This is a genomic window from Streptomyces sp. NPDC004838 (assembly GCF_053600955.1).
Genome location: NZ_JBSGAW010000026.1, coordinates 37142 through 55706 on the forward strand (window position 1 = coordinate 37142; position 18565 = coordinate 55706).

The window sequence follows — 18565 nt, forward strand, 5'->3', positions numbered from 1 at the left end:
GCGATCGAATGGAACGCTACTTCTGGCGATACGTAGAAGGCATGAGCATTTTTGCGACGTTGCGGGTCAGGTGCTCATCAGCCGCAGGAAGTCCGCCACCGTCCCGGCCATCGCCTCACGGGCCGGGGCGAGGTATTTCCGGGGGTCGACGGTCCGGGCGTCGGCCGCCAGGAACTCCCGGACCGCGCGCGTGTACGCCGTGTTCAGTGCCGTGCCCACATTGATCTTGACCATGCCGACCGCGACGGCGGCGCGGATCTCGCCGTCCGGGACCCCTGACGAGCCGTGCAGCACCAGCGGCACCGGGACGGCGTCCCGGAGCCGGGCTATCAGGGCGTGGTCCAGGGCCGCGGTCCGTTCGGTCATCGCGTGAGACGAGCCCACCGCGACGGCCAGCGCGTCCACGCCCGTCGCGGCGGCATAGGCCGCGGCCTCGTCCGGGTCGGTCCGTACGCCCGCGGTGTGCGCGTCGAGCGGGACCCGGTTGTCCCCGCCGTCCTCGTCGGCCTTGCCGGGCTTGGCTCGCTGACCGTGCTCGCCCCGCTCGCCGTCCTTGCCGCCGATGCGGCCCAGCTCCGCCTCGACCCAGATGCCGTGCTCGCGGCCCCAGCGGACCGCGTCCGCGGTGACGCGCACATTCTCCGCGTAACCCAGCTTCGAGGCGTCGAACATGACCGAGCCGAAGCCCTCGGCGCGGGCCTCCCGCAGCAGTCCGGGGGAGACCACATGGTCGAGGTGGAGGGCGAGGGGCGCCGACGAGGCGCGGGCCACGGCGGTCGCGGCGGCGGCGACGGCGGACAGTCTGCCGCCGTGGAAGCGCACCGCGTTCTCGGAGATCTGGAGGATCGCGGGCGATCCGGCCGCCTCCGCGCCGGCGGCGATCGCCTCCGCGTGTTCGAGGGTGATGACATTGAACGCGGCGATGCCCCGCCCGTCGGCAGCGGCGGCCGAGACGAGTTCACCGGTACGGACGAGGGGCATGTCGGTCACCTGCCGCGCTGGAGGACGTACGGGGCGGGAGGCCGGTCCGGACGGCGAGCAGCGGCCAGGGGTGCGCGCGCCGAGCGGCGAACCGCTCCACGGCGAACCGCTCCACGGCGAACCGTGCCATGCGCCGTGTCCGGCGCTGGGTTCCCGGCCGGGTGACGGGTTCCGGCCGGGGCCGGGCCGGATGGCGAACCGCTCCACGGCGGAGGCGGACCGTGCACAGGGTGACCGCGCCGGACGGCGACCCGCACCGGGCCGAGCGGCGAACCCCCACAGCCGCTCCCGCCGCCCCGCGGGCCCCGCGCCCGCTCACGCCGCCGCCGTGCGTTCGGTCACCGTGATCCGCGGGAGCAGTTCCCCGTACGCCGACGCGTCGAACTCGCCCGCCGTCGGGGCCAGGACGGTCGCCGCCGAGAGGGCGACCGCGCGGGCGAGGCGTTCCGGCCAGGGCATGCCGTCGACGAGGCCGGCGAGCAGCGCGGCGACGGTGGAGTCGCCCGCGCCCGTCGGGTTGCCCTTCAGCGGGGTGGGGGCCTTGGCCTCCCAGATGCCGTCCGGTGTGGCCGCGAGGAGGCCGTCCGGGCCCAGCGAGGCGACCACGGAGCGCGCTCCCCGCCGCCGCCCGCCGAGGGCCGCGCGCAGGGGCTCACGGGCTCCGGTGAGCTGGGCCAGTTCGTCGGCGTTCGGCTTCACGAGGTCGGGGCGGGCGGCGATACCGCGGCGCAGCGGCTCGCCGCTGGTGTCGAGGAGTACGGGGACCTCGGCGGTCCGCGCCCGGCGGACGAGTTCCGCGTACGCGCCCACGTGGATGCCGGGCGGCAGGCTGCCGCAGAGCGCGACCGCGTCGGCGTCCCGCAGCAGCGCCTCGTACGAGACGAGGAAGCGGCCCCACTCCTCGGGGGTGACGGTGGGGCCCGGCTCGTCCAGCCGGGTGGTGTCGCCGGTCGACGCGTCCACGACGGCGATCGTGCGGCGGGTGGTTCCGGCGATGGGGACGAGCGCGTCGTGCGGCGAGAGGGGCGCGAGGAGTTCGCGCAGTACGGTTCCGGCCGTACCGCCGACCAGTCCGGTGACGACGCTCTCGTGGCCGAGCGCGGAGAGCACACGGGCGACGTTGAGGCCCTTGCCGCCGGGGCGTTCGCGGACCTCGGCGACGCGGTGGACGGCGTGCGGGACGAGGGCCGGGACGTGGTAGGTGATGTCGAGCGCGGCGTTCAGCGTGACGGTGAGGATCACCGCGGCACCCCCTCGAACCGTCGGACAGTAGGGCATTCGGGCAGTAGAGCGGTCGGGCAGAGCCGGGCCGTACGGACGCCGGTCCCCTGGCGGTCCGGCCCACCGACCGTCCGGTCCATTGCAGTCCGGCCCACCAGCGGTCCAGCTACCAGCGGCCCAGCCACCGGCGATCCGGCCACCGGGCAGTCCGGCTACCGGCGATCCGGCACGTCGGCAGTCCGGCACACCGGCAGTCCGGTCGTACGAAATTCAGTGCGGATTCTCGTGCGGCCCTGATCATGCCAAACAGAGGGCGGTTGGCCCAGACCCCGGGCCAACCGCCTTGCCATGTTCTGTGCCACTCCGTAGCGGATTCACCCTATGTGGGCTCGACGACCCACGCACCCTGTCGCATCACGCCCTTGAGTCCGAACTGCTCGTCCAGGACCACCAGGTCGGCGTTCTTGCCCGGCTCCAGCGAGCCGACGGTGTCGTACACGCCGAGGAGTTTCGCCGGGTTCGCCGAGATCGCCTGGACGATGTCCTCCACCGGGATGCGGTCCACGGTGGCGGCGCGCTTGAACGCCGTGTCCAGGGTGAGGGTGGAGCCCGCGATCGAGCCGCCCTCGACGAGGCGGGCGACGCCGTTGGTGACGTCCACGGCGAGCGGGCCGAGCTGGTAGTGGCCGTCGCCGAAGCCGGCCGCGTCCATGGCGTCCGTGATGAAGGCGACGCGGCCCGCGCCCGCGCGGTAGAAGGCGAGTTCGAGGGCGGCGGGGTGCAGATGCGTGCCGTCGTTGATCAGCTCGACGGTGACCCGCTCGTCCTCCAGCAGCGCGACGATCGGGCCGGGGGTGCGGTGGCCGAGCGGGGGCATCGCGTTGAACAGGTGCGTCGCCACGGTCGCGCCCGCGTCGATCGCCTCGACGGTCTGCTCGTAGGTGGCGTCCGTATGGCCGATCGCGGCGATGACGCCGTGCTCGGCCAGCAGGCGTACGGAGTCGATGCCGCCGGGCAGCTCGGCGGCGAGCGTCATCATCTTCGCGGTGCCGCGCGCCGCGTCGACGAGCTTGCGGACCTCGGCCGGGTCGGGGTGGCGCAGCAGTTCCTCGCTGTGCGCGCCCTTGCGGCAGGGGGAGATGAACGGGCCCTCGAAGTGGATGCCCGCGAGGTCGCCCTGCTCGACGATCTCGGAGAGCGCGCCGGCGCGGTGGGCGAGGAAGCCGAGATCGGCGGTGACGAGGGAGGCGACGATGGTCGTGGTGCCGTGCTCGCGGTGGGTCCGCACGCCCTGGAGCACATCCTCCGCGGTGCCGCCGGTGAAGGACGCGCCGCCGCCGCCGTGGTTGTGGATGTCGACGAAGCCGGGGACGATCCAGTGGCCGGACAGGTCATGGGTGGGCGTCTCGTCGGGCGCGGTCCCGGCGATCTTCGAGCCCGCGACGATCACCCGTCCGTTCTGGACGGTCCCGGTCGGCAGTACCACCCGGGCGCCGGTGAGGATCGTGGTGTCGGCGCGTGCGGCGCTTTCGGCGAGTGCGGCGCGTGCGGCCATTAGACGGTTACCTCCGAGTCGGTGGTGATCAGATCCCAGGCGAGCAGACCGGCGCCCAGGCAGCCGGCGGTGTCCCCGAGGGCTGCTGGGACGATGGTGGGCAGTTTCTGGAAGGTGACCCGCTCCTCGACCGCGGTCCGGAGCGGTGTGAACAACGTTTCCCCCGCCTCGGCGAGGCCGCCACCGATGATCAGGGTGCGAGGGTCCAGGAGGGTGAGCGCGGTGACGAGTCCGGCGGCGAGGGCGTCGACGGCGTCCTGCCATACGGCGATCGCGCGCGGGTCGCCGGACTCCACGGCCTTGGCGCAGTCGGCGGCGTCGGCGTAACGGTCGCCGCTGGCCTGGGCCCAGGCGCGGGTGACGGCGGAGGCGGAGGCGAGGGTCTCCAGACAGCCGCGCTGGCCGCAGCCGCAGTCGGGTCCGTCGGGGCGTACGACGACATGGCCGATCTCGCCCGCGTAGCCGTGGGCTCCCGCCTCGATGGAGCCGCCGATGCCGATGGCTCCGGCGATCCCGGTGCCCAGCGGCACGAACAGGAACCGGTCGGCCCCCAGGCCCGCGCCGATCCTGCCCTCGGCGAGGCCGCCGGTGCGCACATCGTGGCCGAGGGCGACGGGGATGCCGCGCAGCCGACGGCTGAGCAGGTCGCGCATGGGGACGTCGCGCCAGCCGAGGTTGGCGGCGTAGACGGCGATCCCGAGGTCGGAGTCGACGATTCCGGGTACGGCGACTCCGGCGGCGAGGGCGCTCTGGCCGAGGTGGTCCTGGCCGTAGTTTCGGAGGTCCTCGGCGAAGTCGAGGATCGACTGCACGACGGCATCGGCCCCCCGCTCCCGCCCTGTGGCGCGCCGATCCTCATGGAGGAGCGTCCCGTCCACCCCGACGAGGGCGGCTTTCATGCCGGTGCCGCCCACATCGAGGGCGATGACGTGTCTCACGCGCACAGTCTGGCGGGTGAGGACCCGAAAGGTCTAGTCCACTAGCCAGGATTGTTGAGTAGACATACAAATTCAGGGGGCTTTTTTTGGGATCGTTTGCCGGGATTTGGGACGCGCACTGGTTGCAAATACTGCGAATTTCCATTGCTCAACGGCTTGTTCGGCCGCATCTGGTTCGCCCGATCCATACCGGTTCCGTCCCTGGTCGGCCGACGGTGCGCGTACGGCGCGGGGGCGACGCGCGGACCGCCTTCGCGCCCGGAAAGCCGTCCGCCGCGGCACGCGCCGCCGGGGGTGACCCTCTGGGGGGCGGCTCGCCGGGGCGGTCGGTCGGTGACACTCCGGATGGATGTGAGGACGGAGGGTGAGTGCGAGATGTCGGGGGTACGGGGCAGTGCCCGGACGGAGCTTCGGGGGCTTGCGGGGATCACGGGGGTACGGCGCGGTGCGGCGGTACGGCCTGGCCCGGGTCACAGGCGGGGGCGGGAGGCGGAGGCGTACACCTGGGCGCGGGCACCTGGTCACCCTGTGTGAGCACCTGGCCTATTCCGCCGGGCAGGCGAGGCCGGGCTCCGCACGATTCGGAGAGCACGCGACCAGTGCCAGGGACAGGAACTGGGCCTGCCCGAGGTAGAAGCCGTGGGAGACGTCGCCGCCCCACGCAAGCCGCTCGGAGGCGGAGGAGACCAGGACCGCGAGCCGAGTGGTGTCGCGGTCGTGTGCTGAGGCGAATCGGGGCGCGCACTCCGCCAGTCGTCGGCCCAGCCAGTCCGCTGCGTTCTTCGGCTCCTGCCAGGTGTCCTTGATCAGGGCCGGTCGCTTGATCAGCCAATGAGCCGTCTCGATGGGTGGGAGGTCCGTCACGGGGAACTCGGCGACCGCCTCCCGGTACCGGTCCACGAGCCGCTGTGCCGCCGTGTCGCCGACCGCCGCCGTGGGTGGTGGGTCGGGGTACGGGGGTCGCCTCAGCCCCTCGTCGTCGAAGCGTTCTCTGGGGCCGGTCCACAGATAGCCGTGGATATGCAACTGGGCTTCCCGTCAGGCGAGTGGAGAAGCGGCTCCCAACCCGCGGGGGAAGGGGCGAGAGCCGCCGTCGAGAGGGTCCTGTGAGTCAGGCCGAGAGACCGAACCGCGCCGGATCGATGCCCGCCGCCTCCAACTCGGCCGTGGTGAACCTGAGCGGCTCACCGCCCGGCCGCTTGCTGTCTCCCAACGCCCACCCGTCCATGGCGATACGGGCGAGGGTCACGCAGGATTCGCCGTCCGGGTGGGTGTTGCCACCGCAGGCCCGGGAGAACTCCGCCCCGGTGACGTCGAGGCCGTACAGGTCGGTTCCGCTCATGGATGTGCACCTTTCTGGATTCAGTGACTGAGAAGTGGAGAGGCTGGCCGGACCGCCTGCGGTTTGTCGTCCGGCACCAGGACGACGCAGGGCGTGAGGACGCTTCCCTTGCCACCGGATAACAACTGGTCAAGGGCGGAGTGAAATCCGGTCACCACTCCCGACGACCGCTCTCGCGGCAGGATCGCCTCTGACGGCGGGAGGATCATTTCCGTGTCCGCCGAGGCCGCCCATCCCTGAATTGGCCGGACAGGATTGTGGATTCGGCCCGTCTCTCCGTCCCGGAATATGGGACGGGCGGGGGCCGGCCCCCTTCGCCGACCTCGTACGGCCGGCTTTACCTGCTTGTCCTGCTTGTCCGGCTTTCTCGGGTTGCTTGGCATCCACCCATCGTGGCCCTCCGGCGACGATGGTTCTAGGGTGTTTCCCGTTCGCTCAAGAAGTCATCACGGATGCCAGTGACGTGGGTCCGCATATCCTCGCGGAAAAGGGCCACCCGTCCGAAGTCCTCGAACTTTGAAACGTACAGTTCGATGTCTCGTTGCTCGCTTGTCGTGATCTCGGCGTGTGGGATCTCAACAATTACCATTCGGAAGTCGAAGAGCGCGAATGATGACGTCGGAAGGCATGGCATCGCCGCAGACAGCGGTACCACGCCGATGGTGATGTTCGGCATTCTGGACATAGTGATGAGCTTGTCCAACTGTGCTGCCATCATCGGCGCTCGAATCAGCTTCCACCGTAGAACAGATTCAGTGATCAGGAAGCTGAATTCGCGTGATCGGTCGTAGAGCACCTCCTGACGTCGCAGACGTGCACCGATCATCTTCTCCAGAGCGTCGTCGGTCAGTTGCGACCCTTGCTGTACACCTCGAACGTATTCAGGTGTCTGGAGCAGGCCGGGAATGCATGAGGGTTGAAAGATCCTCAACAGTGTCGTCTGGGCCTCGATGGCTCGGATGGTCTCCTGGTGTTTGTGGAGGCCAGTACGGCGGTAGATACGCCATGCCGTCGCCTCCGTGGACACCCTTCTGGCCGCTGCGGTCAGCTCGGCCTTGACTTCCTCGGACACTCCCAGGGCCGTGAGGACGCGTTCCACATCGAGAACGCTCGGCGCCAGCGCACCGTTTTCGATCTTGCTGAGTTTGCTGGGAGACATGACAGCGCTGCGGGCAACGACTTTGGCCTGTTTCCCGCTGGTCTCCCGTAGTCTCCGCAGCGCTCTGCCGAGGTCTGTTCCGTTCACTCTTCCTGGTACCGCTCCCACCACTCGGTGAACGGCACGGCACGCCCCAGGGCGATGTCCCGATGCTCAATCCACTCCGAAGCGTCCGAGTGGGATCGCGCGCCGAGGAACTCCCCGCCTGCTCCGTAGGTCATGGAGACCACGGAGGATTCGTCGAAAATCCAGAAGTCGGGAACCCCTTCGAGGGGGTTCGGCTGGTCGGTGGTGTCGAGGATAAAGAACTCTTCACCAGCCGTCACGTTCTTTCCATAGCCCCAGCCGAGCTCGAACCTGAGATAGTCCGTGAGGGGGCGGGAGAGGATGTGTACGCGGTACATGCGCTTCCCGGCCGCAGTGTTTCCGCGTACCTCGTCCACCCATTCCTGGTTGTAGTCGTCCGGCTGGGGTTCACCGGCCAGGAATGCCCGAATCATTTCTGCGTCGGATGACCCGCTGTAGTCGTTCAGGGTCTCCAGTCGAAAGGCTTCCCGTTGGAAGTCCGAGAAGAGTTTCTCGAACTCGTCAGGCGAGATATTCACGTGCGTACCTCTCGATGACGTGGGCGGGGATTCGGACGACGGATTCACCGGCCGGGATATCTAAACCGCCCGTCTCCGTTTCGTCTACGTCGTAGCCCTGAACGAGTAGGTCCCCGCTGCCGTCGATGGAGTACAGAGCGGCACAGGTGCCCTTCTCGCACTCCCCGACCAATCGCGTCAGTGCCATGTCGTTCCTCTGTTCCGAGGTCTGTGACTGTGTTGAGTTCGATACTCCCGAGCCGGTGATGCGAGGGTCAAGGGAACACCGTTGAGAGAACAGGAAACCGGGCAGCGTGTCGCTCTGCGGTCCTGTACGGCTCCGTAGTCCCGTCCGGCCCCGCCCCCCACCCTTGTCCGACCCTTGTCCGGGCATCCCGCCGTGCGTGTCCCGTGGCCGCTTTCGGTCGCGGCGCGATGCCGCACATGCTGCGGGTGGAAGTGCGTACGCCGACTGGACTCCGGCGATAGGTGCGAGCGCGGTTCGCCCGCGCTCGGCGAAATCCTCACGATGACGTTGGCCATATCCGGACCACGGTGCGGGGCCGGCGGTGCGAACCTCTCGACGCAGGGGTGCGGTCAGGTGGTGGGGATGACGTAGGCACGGGCGAAGTGGGTGCCGATGACGGCCTCGTGGAGGTGTCCTGCGATGCTGCGGTCGCCCACGACGCCCATGACGACGTGGAGGTGGACGAGACCGTTGCGGATCTCGCCGGTGCCGGTCATCTCTCCGGGCAGGTCGTACGCGGTGATGGTGTCCTTGAGCGCGTCGTCCTCGGGCATGGTGGAGAGGGTGAAGGAATCGGCGGCTCCGATCAGGGAGACGATCGCCGCATCGGTGATCCCGGCCTCGGCGGCCTGGCGGTTCAGCTCGCCGACGAACTCACCCTCGGGGACTTCAAAGACGATCACGCGGGACTCCGCCCGATCATCGGGCTCAGTTCCCGCAGCATGACGGAGGAACACCAGCGGGCACCAGCGTCACGGGGGTTGAGGGCTTCCCTCGCGAAGCGGGCGGCGAGGAAGTCCGCGCGGTGCCCGTAGGAAGCGGGCTGCGAGACGATCCGGCCCCCGGTCGTCCAGTCCACTGCACAGACGCGGGAGGTCACAGCCCTCATATAGAGGTTGCGGACCTCCTCGTCGTGTGCCAGGACGCGGGCGACTTCGTCGGCCTGGCCCTGCCCGGGAACCTTGGCGAGAATGCCCGCCGCGTTGACGCGCAGGATCGGTACGTCGCCATCGAGCATCCACCGGCGCAGGTGCGCGGTGGACCCCTTGTCGGTCAGTGATGCGGTGACGATGTCCGCGCCGTAGGTGGTCTGGACGCGGGCCAGGGGCCCTGGGTCGCACCCGGCGATGCTGGCCGCCATGTCCGAGGCCGGATCGCCATGTCTGACGGCCAGGGCGGACACTCCCAGGAAGGCCCGTCGGTTCAGACGGTCCAGCTTGGCCTCCGCCGTCAGTTCCCTGTCAGGGACGCCCAGCACCTGGGACAGGTGCCTGATCCAGTGCTTGCCGGGGATGACCTTCCCCGTCTCCCACCGCTTGACCGCGTCTCGGCCCGGAGCCCCGTTGGGGTCACATGAGGAAGTGGCCAGTTGGTCGGCGAGCTGGGACTGTGTCCACTGCCTGGCGAGACGCCGACTACGGATTAACTCTCCCATCGGCATGGGCACATGATGCCCCCCGAAATGCCCCTCCGGAGTTGACTCGGCAGGGTTCACCCTTGAGGAAGCCTCCATCAGGAGGTCGCGCCATCACCTGCCGTAAGGGGCCGCCTCACGCACCCCCGGCAGGGCTGAACACTGGAGTATTCGTCCCGTCGAGGGTGGACGGGAACCGGCCTGCGATACACCGGAGCCGGACACCCCGCCTCGCAAGAGCCCCCGCCCGGAGTGGAATGGCTGCAGAGCATTCCCCTGCCGGAATCAAAAGAACTGGGTAAAAGTCGGCCAAGGAGGAAAATTGATCAGCAACTCCACCAGTCCGGATGCCTCTGTCTCCTCGGTTCCATGGGGAATGCGCCGCATGGAACCCCTCCGGAACGGTGAGCAGTCTCCGTGGCGCTACGTGGGAATCGACCCCCACACACAGACCGGCCGCTGGGCTGGAAGCGACGGAGTGATGAGCCCCGCCGAACTCGGAAAGCACGGCACTTCCGTGAACACGTATCCGCCCACTCAGGTCGGAAAGGACGGAAAGATCGACGCCGACAGTGGTCAGGACGCCACCCAGGATTAGGAGACAGCGGGCGTGAACGAATTCCCGGTGCTGGTCGCAACAGAGCATGAGGACGCAACAGCCGACTTGGTGATCGCCGAGTTGAACCGGCGCCGGGTGCCCGTACTGCGACTTGATCCCGGACGCGACTTTCCCAGCCGCGCCGGAGTCGTCGCACGCATGGGGCCCGGAGGCTGGAGCGGCCGCATCTCAGTGGGGGAACGAACGGCAGACCTCGCACGGATACGAGCCCTCTATCACCGGCGGCCGAGTGTTTTCACACAGGCTGAAGACAATCAGGCCGCTCGATTCTCGGCGCAGGAGAACAGACGTGGCTTCGGTGGAGTGCTGGCGGCGCTGTCGGATTGCCTGTACCTCAGCCACCCTCAGGCAATCGCCCGAGCCGAATACAAGCCTGCCCAGCTCGCCACGGCATCCAGAGCAGGATTCACGGTCCCGGCGACACTGATCACGAACGACCCGGCCGAAGCCAAGGCATTCAGCGCCCGGCAGCCGAGCATCTACAAGCCCCTGCACGCCGGGGCGTACGACGTTGACGGCGAACCGGCCGGCATCTGGGCCGCGCCCGTCAAGTTTGAGGATCTGGATCGCACCGTGAGCCATTGCGCGCACCTGTTCCAGGCTCAGGTACCCAAGACAGCCGACGTGCGCGCGGTCGTTGTCGGCGATCGGGTCTTCTGCGCACGTATCACCTCTCCGCCCGGTGTGGTGGACTGGCGTGCAGAATACCGGAATCTGAGCTACGACCCGATCCCGTGCCCGGACGAGTTACGACCGCTACTTCTCGACTATCTCGCACACTTCGGTCTCCGCTTCGGTGCTTTCGACTTCGCCGAGACCGTTGACGGTGCGTGGTGGTTCCTGGAATGCAACCCCAATGGTCAATGGGCCTGGCTCGAAGCCGCAGCCGGACTGCCCATCACCGCCGCAATCGCGGACCTGCTAGAGAACGGCGAGAGGACGACATGACCGATGACGCTCATGCGGAATCGCTGCGCGCGGGTCTCGCGCGACGGCTCCGCGCATCGGGTGCGCTGAGAAGTCCGCGATGGGAAGCCGCCGTCAGGGCCGTGCCACGTGAGGCGTTTCTGGGCCACGGATGGTTCGAGTACGAGGAGGGCGGCTGGTATCGTCCGGTCCTTCTCGCGGAAAGCCCCGAACTGCTGCCGCGCGTATACGAGGACGACACGCTCGTCACGCAGGTGGCGGAGTCGGTGTTCCCGCGTCAGGTCGAGGGGCGCATCGCGCACCGGCCCTCCTCGTCGTCCACCCTTCCGGGACTGGTGGTGCGCATGCTTGAGGAGTCGCGAGTGTCCGAAGGGCATCGGATTCTCGAAATCGGTACGGGTACCGGCTACTCGACCGCTCTCCTCTCCCATGCGGCCGGCGATGAGAATGTGACCACTGTCGAGGTGGACGCGGACGTCTCCTCCCGCGCCGGAGTCGCACTCGGACAGTTGGGTTACTGGCCCGAACTGGTCGTTAGTGACGGGTTGAAGGGCCACCAGGACGGCGCGCCCTATGACCGGGTCATCGCCACCTGCGGTGTCCATACGGTTCCCGCCGAATGGATCGCTCAGACCCGCGCGGGCGGCAAGGTCCTCGTCACGGTCTGCGGCTGGATGAACGCCTCCGAACTCGTCCGGTTGACCGTGGCGGAAGACGGAACAGCAAGTGGCCCCGTTCTGGGCGGGCAGGTCTCGTTCATCCTCGCGCGACCGCACCTCCCCCCGGCACTCGGCATGTTGCCCGATCTCGACTCAGCGGAGGCAGTCCCCACCACCGTTGGCGGTGACGTCCTGGACGACTGGACAGCCCGCTTCGTCGCACAGTTCGCGGCCCCACGGGCTCAGCGCTTCACACTGCCTCGCAACGGCCGGGACGAACATGTCGTCATCGACGTGGAAGCAGGGGCATGGGCCGCCGTGTACCAGGACGGCGCGCGATGGATGGTTCGGCAGGGCGGCCCCGTACGGCTCTGGGACGCCATCACCGACCAACTCGCCAGATGGCGCGATGCGGGCGAGCCGACTGCCGAGCGTCTACGTCTGCACGTCGGGCCGGATGGTCAGCGCCTGTCCTGGGGATAGCCGCACTTGGCCCGTCGGGCACGGTACGCCCGGAGGGGGGATTGGGCCCTCTGCTTGGACGGGGGTGGTGGACGGCTTTGAATTCTCTACGGGGCGGCGGACCGCTGGGGCAGCGATCCGCCGGATCCCGGTGTGCCCTTCGGGTCAGGGCGTGAGGTCTCCGCGTGTGAGGGCGGTGACGAAGGCGGACCAGTCGGCCGCCGGGAAGACGAGGACTGGGCCTTGGGGGGTTTTGCTGTCGCGTACGGGGACGATGGCGTCGAGGTTGTCGGCTATCTCGACGCACTCGCCGCCGTCGGAGTTGCTGTGGCTGCTCTTGCGCCACGCGGCGGCGGTAAGGAAGTCGTCGGAGACCTCCAGGCATGCACCGCCGTCCGTGTTGCTGTGGCTGCTCTTGCGCCAGGTGACGGCACTCAGGTCGATGGGTCGTCGCACGGCACTTCCTCCAACATCCGCGAGATGAAGATCCGCGACTCGGCCGGGGGCAGCGCCAGGTCGCGTACTGCATCGTATGCGAGTTGAAGACGCTCAACAGAGCAGGATTCTTGGATCAGTTCGCCACGATGGGCATTCTCCGTGTAGGCCACGGTCCGCCCTTCTGGGAGCCGCAGGAACATCACGGCAGTACTGTCCAGGCTGTGGAGACCGGCGCTGAACGGTACAACCTGAACCGCCACGTTCGGGAGCTCAGTCACGGCTATCAAGTGCCTTAGCTGCTCCTGCCAGGCATTCGGATTCCGTAGTGCCATGCGCAGCACCGCTTCATGGAGAATGGTGCGGAACTGCGGCCCCATGGGGCCTGTCAGCAGCTCGCCTCGGATGAGCCGTGCTTTGACATGCTTGTCCAGCTCCTTGCCATTGCCGCCACCCCCGGCAAGCAGTTCACTCGCGTATCCCTTGGTCTGGAGCATTCCGGGCACGCTGCTCACCCCGAAGTGCCAGAGACTCACAGCCTCCTGCTCCAGCTTCATGTACTTCCGGTACTGCTCCTTGAACTGCGTCGTGTCCGCGACCGCCAGCTCCCACAGCGCCAGGAACATCCCCGCCGTCCCGTAGTGCTGGTCCAGCGCCTCGACGACCTCCGGGCCGCCCAGGGTCTCGCCCTTCTCCATCTTGCCGAACAACGACCAGTCCCAGCCCAGCACTTCGCCCAGCTTGCGCAGGCTCTCGCCGCGCTCGGTGCGGCGTAACCGAAGCTCCTCGGCGAACCGCTGGCGCGGCACCCGGCTGCGGTCGGTGGTGGCTCTTCTCGGCGGCATGGGGTTCCCCTCCGTGGAAGGTGTGGAACTAGCGCCGTCCGGTGTGGAATTACGGCCCGATTCTGACGTTCGTTCCCCGATTCCGGGGCCATGCTTCGTAGCGCCCGGAACACGCAGAGTAGCCCAACTCCCGTGACGTATATCAGCAAACGGGGAAATGTCAGGATCGGAGCGAACACAGATGGCGACGGATCGTTGGAGTGCGGCCGAGAAGATCAGGAACGCCGAGGAGGCCCGCGACGCGCTCGCCGCCGCGCTCGAACGGGCGGGGATCCGGCTGCCCTCGCTGGGCGTGGACCCGTACACATACGCGTCCGCGGTCCCGCTTCCACTGGTGGAGCTGGGCCGCTGTTCCCCGTCCGTCGCGCTGGCGCTGGCGGCGGTCATCGAGCAGGGGACCGATCGAGGGGCGGCACGGCGGTGAGCGCCCACGCCAGGGCCCTGCACCCGGAAACCTCAGAGGTCCCGGAGGCTCCGGCTCTCCCGGAGGGCCCGGCAGTCTCCGCCGCGCGCTTCCCGTGGCGGGACGGATGGCCGTACACCGCGCGGGCCGGCGACGGCAACGCCTGGGTGACCGGCCGCTGTTGGTTCTTCTGCCGCCGCGAAGACGAGCCTGTGCTCTGGGTCGGCTCCGTACGCAGCCCCGGCGGGATCGGGAACGTGTACGCCTGCGGTCTGTGCGTCGCCGAGCTGGACCGCCTGGTGCGCATTCAGGTCGCCGAACGGGACCTCGGGCAGCTTGCTGCCCGGTGACCGGCCACGGCACCCGCGCGGAAGGAACGCCGGGCGGATCGCGCCCGGACACGCCACCACAACGAACACGCCACAAGCGGACCCCCGCGACGCTACGAACGTCCGGGGGCGTGGCCCATCAGCTTCGAAGGAGCTGACGAACATGACGGACCTTATCCTGCGCGCGGTCGCGCGTCTGAGTTCTCTTCTGTTCACCGGCGGCGGCGGACGGCACCGAGCCGTGACCGTGCCGCCCGCCCCGGCCCCCGCCGTACCGCAGCCGCCCCGGCACGTGGCCCTTCCGGCCCACCGGAGCCCGTACGCCCAAGAAGTCGCCGAGAAGCTGCCGTTCACGGACACGATCGACCCGGTACGGCCCTATGTACTCGCCTCGCCCCGCCCGCGCCCGGACTCTCCGGAGGAGCGGGCGCAGGCCGAACGGCGCTGGGTACTGGAGATGGCGATACGCGGTCTCGACGCGGGACCGGCCGTCATCCATGGAGTACGCGTCCTGCCCGGCGGCCGTACGGTCACAGTGGCGGCGGTCGCATGACCGCCGACAGCCTCACCGGCGAGCCCCCGGCCCTCCCCGGCACCGACTGCTGCCACTGCGGCAGGCTCACCACCGCTCCGGTCGCGGTCCGGTGGGTCCCACGCCCCAGCGGAGCCGGGACGACCTTGTACGCGTGTCCCGACTGCGCACCCGGACTCTGCCTCGGCCCGACGCCGGGGGAGCTGGACGGGGACGCCTGACGGGAGCGGGCGGTCGCCGGTGATCGGACCGTTCGCGATCGGGACGACCCGTGTGCAGGGGAAGCCGCGACACATCGTTCGGCGGGGCGGCACCGGCTCGGTGCGTTTCCGGCGGGCGATGTGCCGCGGCCTCGGCCGGTGGCAGTACGGTCCCGGCCAGACCCACAGGTCAGACGGCGACGCTGGACTCCCCCGCGTACGATGAGCGCGAAAGGTTGGTGGGTGTCAGCGTGGGCAAGTCACGGGGAGGCGGTCGTACGGGCTCGGGTTCCGGGCAGAGTGTCTGGCTGCGCCGATCGCCCGCGCCGCGCCACGAGCCGCCGCTGTCCAGGGAGCGCATCACCGAGGCGGCCATCGCCCTGCTCGACGAGGAGGGCATGGAGCGGCTGACCATGCGCCGTCTCGCGGAGCGTCTGGGCGTCGGGGCCACGACGCTGTACTGGCACATCGACACCAAGGACGACGTCGTCGACCTGGCGACCGACGCCATCTTCGTCGAAGCCTCGCTCCCCGACGGGCAGGACGGAAACTGGCAGGAGAATGTCGTAGCCCTTCTCTCCGGTTGTCGGGCCATGCTTGTGCGGCACCCGTGGTCCGCGGCGCTGCCGCTGCGTCAGCGACCGTCGATCGGGCCGAACTTCCTGGCGTGGCTGGAATTCCTCCAGGCGACACTGTCGCGCGCCGGATTCAACGCACAGCAGACACAGGCCGTCTGCTGGCTGCTGTACAACCACGTCCTGGGCTCCGCCGCGAGCCAGTCCAACCTCCAGTGGCCCAAGGACGAACGCATGGCGGCCCAGGAGCAGTTGAGGCGGCAGCAGGACAAGTTCCCGACGCTCGTGGAGTACGAGTACATGCTCGACGAGGGCTGGGAGGAGAACTTCCGCCTGGGGGTGAAGGTCGTCCTCGACGGCCTGGAGGCCCAGCTCCCCGCCATCGACTGACTGAGGGTCCCGTCGTGGTGCTTGCCGGGACCGGGTCTTCTTCGTGTGGCTCACTTCTTGCCGATGTGCAGCGCTTCCTTCTTGAAGACCTCGAAGTAGCTGGGAACGCCCTGGGTGGTGATGACCTCGACGCGGGCGCCGACGTTGCGGTTGTCGACCGCCTCGCGCACCAGCGCGTCCGCGAGGTCCCGCCGCGAGGTGAACCAGCCTGGGTGACGGGACGGGCTGACGATGTAGTCGGTGGCGGTCGTGGCGTCGAAGAGACCGGCGGGGCGGACGACCGTCCAGTCCAGGCCGCTGGCGCTCACGATGTCCTCCATACGGCTGGTGTCCTCGTAGAGGGGGCGGCCCATCTTGAGCAGGATCGGCACGATCACCTTGCGGAAGACGAACTTCTCGCCGGGTGCGTCCTCGTAGTTGGCGCCGATCGAGCTGACGCAGACCAGCCGCCGGATGCCGTGGGCGTGCATGGCCGTGATGACGTTCCCGGTGCCCTGCGAATAGACGGTCACCGGCTCCTTGGTGTACGGGATGCCGACGGTCGAGACAACTGCGTCATGGCCGGCCACCACGCGGTGCACCTGCTCGGCGTTGAGGATGTCCGCCTCGGCCACGCTCAGCCGGGCGCTGCTCAGCGGGAACGCGTCGGGCCTGCGGGTCACGGCGGTGACCTCGTGGCCTTCGGTGAGTGCCTGTTCGGTGGCCAGCCGGCCCGTCGGGCCGTTTGCGCCGAAGATGACCAGTTTCATGTGTTCCTCCTGTGCGGGACGACATGGTGTGGCTGCGGGCGTGTGGCTGCGCGGATGTCCACCGGGACACGGGAAGGGGTGCGGCGCGGTGCCTCGCGTCCGTGACGCAGGGGAGACCCGGCCGTGCATGGGGGCGTCCCCGTGCCTTCGGCGGGCGTCCCGCCGCCCTCCCGGTGCCCGTCGGTCCCCGTCTGGCGCCTCGGAAGACGAGCCGAATCGGACATCGATCGAACACCCGAACGTTGTTCTAGGGCCAGATCAACGTACCACCGTCGGGTGGGGGATCGAGTGGCGGGACCTGGCCGCCGGCGTGCGGCGCACCTGCGGCCTTGAAAACCGTGTCCTGGGTGACCGGCGACGAAGCCTGCGGCCAGGACCCGCGCCTACGTGCCGACTTGGAGGCACCCGGCATCAGGCATCCTGCATCAGGTAGTCGGCATGGGGCATGAGACATGGGGCATCAGGCACTCGGCACCTGATCGCGCCACCTGGCATCGAGCATCGGGCGCTTGGCATCAGACATCCTGCATCAGGCAGTCGGCACCCGGCACCTGATCAAGCGTCAGGCACTCGGCATAAGGCATCAGGCATCAGGCATCAGCCCCATGCGGCCACTACCGACAACGGACCGACGACGAACCCGCTGTATGGATCGCAAAACCGGACTGACGCGCCAACCGCCCAGGAGGGAGGGCTTCTCCCCCGAAGTGATGAGGTGATCCCCTTCGGTCGGCCGAGGCCCGTGCGGGGACCTGGAACCTAGCGTCGGAGTGTGTCCAAATCCCCCTCCTCCCAACGTGTTCCGTCCCTCGACGTCCTGCGCGGCGTCGCCATCATCGGAACCCTGCTGACCAATATCTGGATCTTCGTCCCCATGGAGTTCGATCCGGGCTCGTGGACGAGTACGAGTCCAGGCAGTTGGCAGCAGCGAATCCAAGAACTGTCCGGTGTGGTGTCGAACGGCAAGTTCCTGGGGCTTCTGTCGATTCTGTTCGGCGTCGGCATAGCGATTCAGTTCGAGTCGGCGATGCGGCAGGGGCTTCGCTGGCCCTGGCGGTACGAGTGGCGTGCGCTGCTGCTGCTGGCGGACGGCTTCCTGCACTTCGCACTCGTCGTCTCATTCGACATTCTCATGGGGTACGCGCTGGTCGCGATGGTCGTCGCTCCGCTGCTGCGGCTGCGGGACCGCTGGCTCGCCGTGGCCACCGCGCTCGCCACGGCGGTGCACCTGGCCCTGGAGTTCCGCCGGGCGGAGGGGATGCAATCGTCCGGCCGCGAGACCTCCCCGGAGCCGACGCCCGACGACTTGAAGAACAACGTGGACACGGGCGCCGGCGCCCCCGACGTCGGCTATCTCGATGAGGTGGTGATGCGGATCGAGGATTTCTGGAACGGCCGCTACGAGGCGTTCGTCATCGCCCCGCCGCTGTCCGCGGCCCTCTTCCTCGCCGGGGTGCTGCTGTGGCGGCGGGGCCTGTTCCGGGACGACGAGCGGGCACGGACGCTGAGCCGCCGGCTGGCGTTGTGGGGGCTGGGCACGGGGGTGCCGCTGTCGCTGTGGCGGGTCACCCCACTGCCGGGCGCGGAGGACCTCGCCCTCGATCTGTCGCGCTACGTCTTCGCTCCCCTGGTGGCCTTCGGATATCTCGGGCTCGGCCTCATCCTGCTGCGCCGTTTCGGGAGTTCCGGTTTTGTCGCACGCCGGTTCGCCGATGTCGGCAAGACCGCGCTGTCGTGCTACATGCTGCAGAATGTAGTGGCCCTGGTGATCTTCAGCCCCTGGGCGTTCGGTCTCGGAGCGCTGGGCGCCGTGGGCACGCTGGTCGCCTGGGCGGCGATCAGCGCCCTGCTGATGGCCGCCGCGTCCTGGTGGCTGCGGCACCACCGGCAGGGGCCATTCGAGTTGGTCTGGCGAGCCGCGGGCGACGCCCCCTTCCGCCGTGGGCGGAAACGGGCGGACGACACCCCCGTCCCCGTCGGCCAGCGGAGTTCCGATTGA

General features: G+C 68.8%; 23 protein-coding genes. 9 read left to right on the forward strand and 14 right to left on the reverse strand.

Features of this window, described 5'->3' with window-relative positions:
- Positions 1–66 precede the first annotated feature (66 nt).
- From ACWEFL_RS26440 to ACWEFL_RS26490, 11 genes are all read right to left on the reverse strand, one after another.
- Positions 67–981, reverse strand: coding sequence for a class II fructose-bisphosphate aldolase (locus ACWEFL_RS26440; RefSeq protein WP_451717021.1), 915 nt, complete (start codon positions 979–981; stop codon positions 67–69).
- Between the two features lie 315 nt (positions 982–1296).
- A complete protein-coding gene (locus tag ACWEFL_RS26445; RefSeq protein ID WP_451717023.1) occupies positions 1297–2223 on the reverse strand; it encodes a 1-phosphofructokinase family hexose kinase in 927 nt (308 codons plus the stop codon).
- A gap of 358 nt (positions 2224–2581) precedes the next feature.
- Positions 2582–3757 (reverse strand): N-acetylglucosamine-6-phosphate deacetylase, encoded by a 1176-nt coding sequence (nagA, locus tag ACWEFL_RS26450; RefSeq protein WP_451717025.1) that lies wholly within the window; start codon positions 3755–3757, stop codon positions 2582–2584.
- Positions 3757–4695: an ROK family protein gene (locus tag ACWEFL_RS26455; RefSeq protein WP_451717026.1), complete on the reverse strand. Its 939-nt coding sequence runs from the start codon at positions 4693–4695 to the stop codon at positions 3757–3759. Before ACWEFL_RS26455 ends, nagA begins: the two co-directional genes overlap by 1 nt.
- Positions 4696–5238: 543 nt before the next feature.
- On the reverse strand, positions 5239–5721 hold the full coding sequence (locus ACWEFL_RS26460) for a hypothetical protein (protein ID WP_451717027.1): 483 nt from the start codon (positions 5719–5721) through the stop codon (positions 5239–5241).
- Between the two features lie 85 nt (positions 5722–5806).
- Positions 5807–6037: a DUF397 domain-containing protein gene (locus ACWEFL_RS26465; protein WP_451717028.1), complete on the reverse strand. Its 231-nt coding sequence runs from the start codon at positions 6035–6037 to the stop codon at positions 5807–5809.
- Between the two features lie 415 nt (positions 6038–6452).
- Positions 6453–7283 carry a helix-turn-helix domain-containing protein gene (locus tag ACWEFL_RS26470; protein WP_451717030.1) on the reverse strand — a complete coding sequence of 277 codons (831 nt, stop codon included), beginning with the start codon at positions 7281–7283 and terminating at the stop codon, positions 6453–6455.
- Positions 7280–7801: a DUF6879 family protein gene (locus ACWEFL_RS26475; protein WP_451717031.1), complete on the reverse strand. Its 522-nt coding sequence runs from the start codon at positions 7799–7801 to the stop codon at positions 7280–7282. The genes ACWEFL_RS26470 and ACWEFL_RS26475 overlap by 4 nt, the downstream gene beginning before the upstream one ends.
- Positions 7785–7988, reverse strand: coding sequence for a hypothetical protein (locus ACWEFL_RS26480; protein WP_451717033.1), 204 nt, complete (start codon positions 7986–7988; stop codon positions 7785–7787). Before ACWEFL_RS26480 ends, ACWEFL_RS26475 begins: the two co-directional genes overlap by 17 nt.
- A gap of 389 nt (positions 7989–8377) precedes the next feature.
- A complete protein-coding gene (locus tag ACWEFL_RS26485; RefSeq protein WP_451717035.1) occupies positions 8378–8710 on the reverse strand; it encodes a PCC domain-containing protein in 333 nt (110 codons plus the stop codon).
- Positions 8707–9468, reverse strand: coding sequence for a helix-turn-helix domain-containing protein (locus ACWEFL_RS26490; RefSeq protein WP_451717036.1), 762 nt, complete (start codon positions 9466–9468; stop codon positions 8707–8709). Before ACWEFL_RS26490 ends, ACWEFL_RS26485 begins: the two co-directional genes overlap by 4 nt.
- Before the next feature lie 349 nt (positions 9469–9817).
- On the opposite strand from ACWEFL_RS26490, the gene ACWEFL_RS26495 reads away from it, so the two are divergent.
- Genes ACWEFL_RS26495 through tgmC form a run of 3 tightly spaced genes read left to right on the forward strand, consistent with a single transcriptional unit; the run spans position 9818 to position 12129 of the window.
- On the forward strand, positions 9818–10039 hold the full coding sequence (locus ACWEFL_RS26495) for a putative ATP-grasp-modified RiPP (protein ID WP_451717157.1): 222 nt from the start codon (positions 9818–9820) through the stop codon (positions 10037–10039).
- Positions 10040–10051: 12 nt separating this feature from the next.
- Positions 10052–11008, forward strand: coding sequence for an ATP-grasp ribosomal peptide maturase (gene tgmB, locus ACWEFL_RS26500; RefSeq protein ID WP_451717038.1), 957 nt, complete (start codon positions 10052–10054; stop codon positions 11006–11008).
- Positions 11005–12129 (forward strand): ATP-grasp peptide maturase system methyltransferase, encoded by a 1125-nt coding sequence (gene tgmC, locus ACWEFL_RS26505; RefSeq protein WP_451717040.1) that lies wholly within the window; start codon positions 11005–11007, stop codon positions 12127–12129. Before tgmB ends, tgmC begins: the two co-directional genes overlap by 4 nt.
- A gap of 144 nt (positions 12130–12273) precedes the next feature.
- Here tgmC and ACWEFL_RS26510 read toward each other — a convergent pair whose 3' ends face one another.
- Both ACWEFL_RS26510 and ACWEFL_RS26515 read right to left on the reverse strand, forming a co-directional pair.
- Positions 12274–12564 carry a DUF397 domain-containing protein gene (locus ACWEFL_RS26510; protein ID WP_451717042.1) on the reverse strand — a complete coding sequence of 97 codons (291 nt, stop codon included), beginning with the start codon at positions 12562–12564 and terminating at the stop codon, positions 12274–12276.
- A complete protein-coding gene (locus ACWEFL_RS26515; protein ID WP_451717044.1) occupies positions 12543–13388 on the reverse strand; it encodes a helix-turn-helix domain-containing protein in 846 nt (281 codons plus the stop codon). The genes ACWEFL_RS26510 and ACWEFL_RS26515 overlap by 22 nt, the downstream gene beginning before the upstream one ends.
- Before the next feature lie 181 nt (positions 13389–13569).
- Here ACWEFL_RS26515 and ACWEFL_RS26520 point away from each other — a divergent pair, with 181 nt between their 5' ends.
- From ACWEFL_RS26520 to ACWEFL_RS26540, 5 genes are all read left to right on the forward strand, one after another.
- Entirely contained in the window at positions 13570–13812 is a 243-nt protein-coding gene (locus tag ACWEFL_RS26520; RefSeq protein WP_451717046.1) for a hypothetical protein, read from the forward strand.
- Positions 13809–14141, forward strand: coding sequence for a hypothetical protein (locus tag ACWEFL_RS26525; RefSeq protein ID WP_451717048.1), 333 nt, complete (start codon positions 13809–13811; stop codon positions 14139–14141). Before ACWEFL_RS26520 ends, ACWEFL_RS26525 begins: the two co-directional genes overlap by 4 nt.
- Before the next feature lie 142 nt (positions 14142–14283).
- The gene (locus tag ACWEFL_RS26530; RefSeq protein ID WP_451717050.1) at positions 14284–14673 is read left to right on the forward strand and encodes a hypothetical protein; all 390 of its coding nucleotides are present in this window, start codon (positions 14284–14286) and stop codon (positions 14671–14673) included.
- Complete coding sequence (locus ACWEFL_RS26535) at positions 14670–14873, forward strand: hypothetical protein (RefSeq protein ID WP_451717051.1); 204 nt, start codon at positions 14670–14672, stop codon at positions 14871–14873. The genes ACWEFL_RS26530 and ACWEFL_RS26535 overlap by 4 nt, the downstream gene beginning before the upstream one ends.
- Positions 14874–15103: 230 nt before the next feature.
- On the forward strand, positions 15104–15817 hold the full coding sequence (locus ACWEFL_RS26540; RefSeq protein WP_451717053.1) for a TetR/AcrR family transcriptional regulator C-terminal domain-containing protein: 714 nt from the start codon (positions 15104–15106) through the stop codon (positions 15815–15817).
- 50 nt (positions 15818–15867) lie between these two features.
- Here the strand turns inward: ACWEFL_RS26540 and ACWEFL_RS26545 are convergent, their stop codons facing one another.
- Positions 15868–16566 (reverse strand): NAD(P)-dependent oxidoreductase, encoded by a 699-nt coding sequence (locus ACWEFL_RS26545; protein ID WP_451717054.1) that lies wholly within the window; start codon positions 16564–16566, stop codon positions 15868–15870.
- 772 nt (positions 16567–17338) lie between these two features.
- On the opposite strand from ACWEFL_RS26545, the gene ACWEFL_RS26550 reads away from it, so the two are divergent.
- On the forward strand, positions 17339–18565 hold the full coding sequence (locus ACWEFL_RS26550; protein ID WP_451717055.1) for a DUF418 domain-containing protein: 1227 nt from the start codon (positions 17339–17341) through the stop codon (positions 18563–18565).

Excerpts from the sequence above, each read along its gene's own strand:
- ACWEFL_RS26440 (WP_451717021.1), bottom strand. The coding sequence starts at position 981 with ATGCCCCTCGTCCGTACCGGTGAACTCGTCTCGGCCGCCGCTGCCGAC.
- nagA (WP_451717025.1), bottom strand. The coding sequence starts at position 3,757 with ATGGCCGCACGCGCCGCACTCGCCGAAAGCGCCGCACGCGCCGACACC.
- ACWEFL_RS26465 (WP_451717028.1), bottom strand. The coding sequence starts at position 6,037 with ATGAGCGGAACCGACCTGTACGGCCTCGACGTCACCGGGGCGGAGTTC.
- ACWEFL_RS26480 (WP_451717033.1), bottom strand. The coding sequence starts at position 7,988 with ATGGCACTGACGCGATTGGTCGGGGAGTGCGAGAAGGGCACCTGTGCC.
- ACWEFL_RS26490 (WP_451717036.1), bottom strand. The coding sequence starts at position 9,468 with ATGCCGATGGGAGAGTTAATCCGTAGTCGGCGTCTCGCCAGGCAGTGG.
- ACWEFL_RS26495 (WP_451717157.1), top strand. The coding sequence starts at position 9,818 with ATGCGCCGCATGGAACCCCTCCGGAACGGTGAGCAGTCTCCGTGGCGC.
- tgmC (WP_451717040.1), top strand. The coding sequence starts at position 11,005 with ATGACCGATGACGCTCATGCGGAATCGCTGCGCGCGGGTCTCGCGCGA.
- ACWEFL_RS26515 (WP_451717044.1), bottom strand. The coding sequence starts at position 13,388 with ATGCCGCCGAGAAGAGCCACCACCGACCGCAGCCGGGTGCCGCGCCAG.
- ACWEFL_RS26520 (WP_451717046.1), top strand. The coding sequence starts at position 13,570 with ATGGCGACGGATCGTTGGAGTGCGGCCGAGAAGATCAGGAACGCCGAG.
- ACWEFL_RS26530 (WP_451717050.1), top strand. The coding sequence starts at position 14,284 with ATGACGGACCTTATCCTGCGCGCGGTCGCGCGTCTGAGTTCTCTTCTG.
- ACWEFL_RS26535 (WP_451717051.1), top strand. The coding sequence starts at position 14,670 with ATGACCGCCGACAGCCTCACCGGCGAGCCCCCGGCCCTCCCCGGCACC.
- ACWEFL_RS26545 (WP_451717054.1), bottom strand. The coding sequence starts at position 16,566 with ATGAAACTGGTCATCTTCGGCGCAAACGGCCCGACGGGCCGGCTGGCC.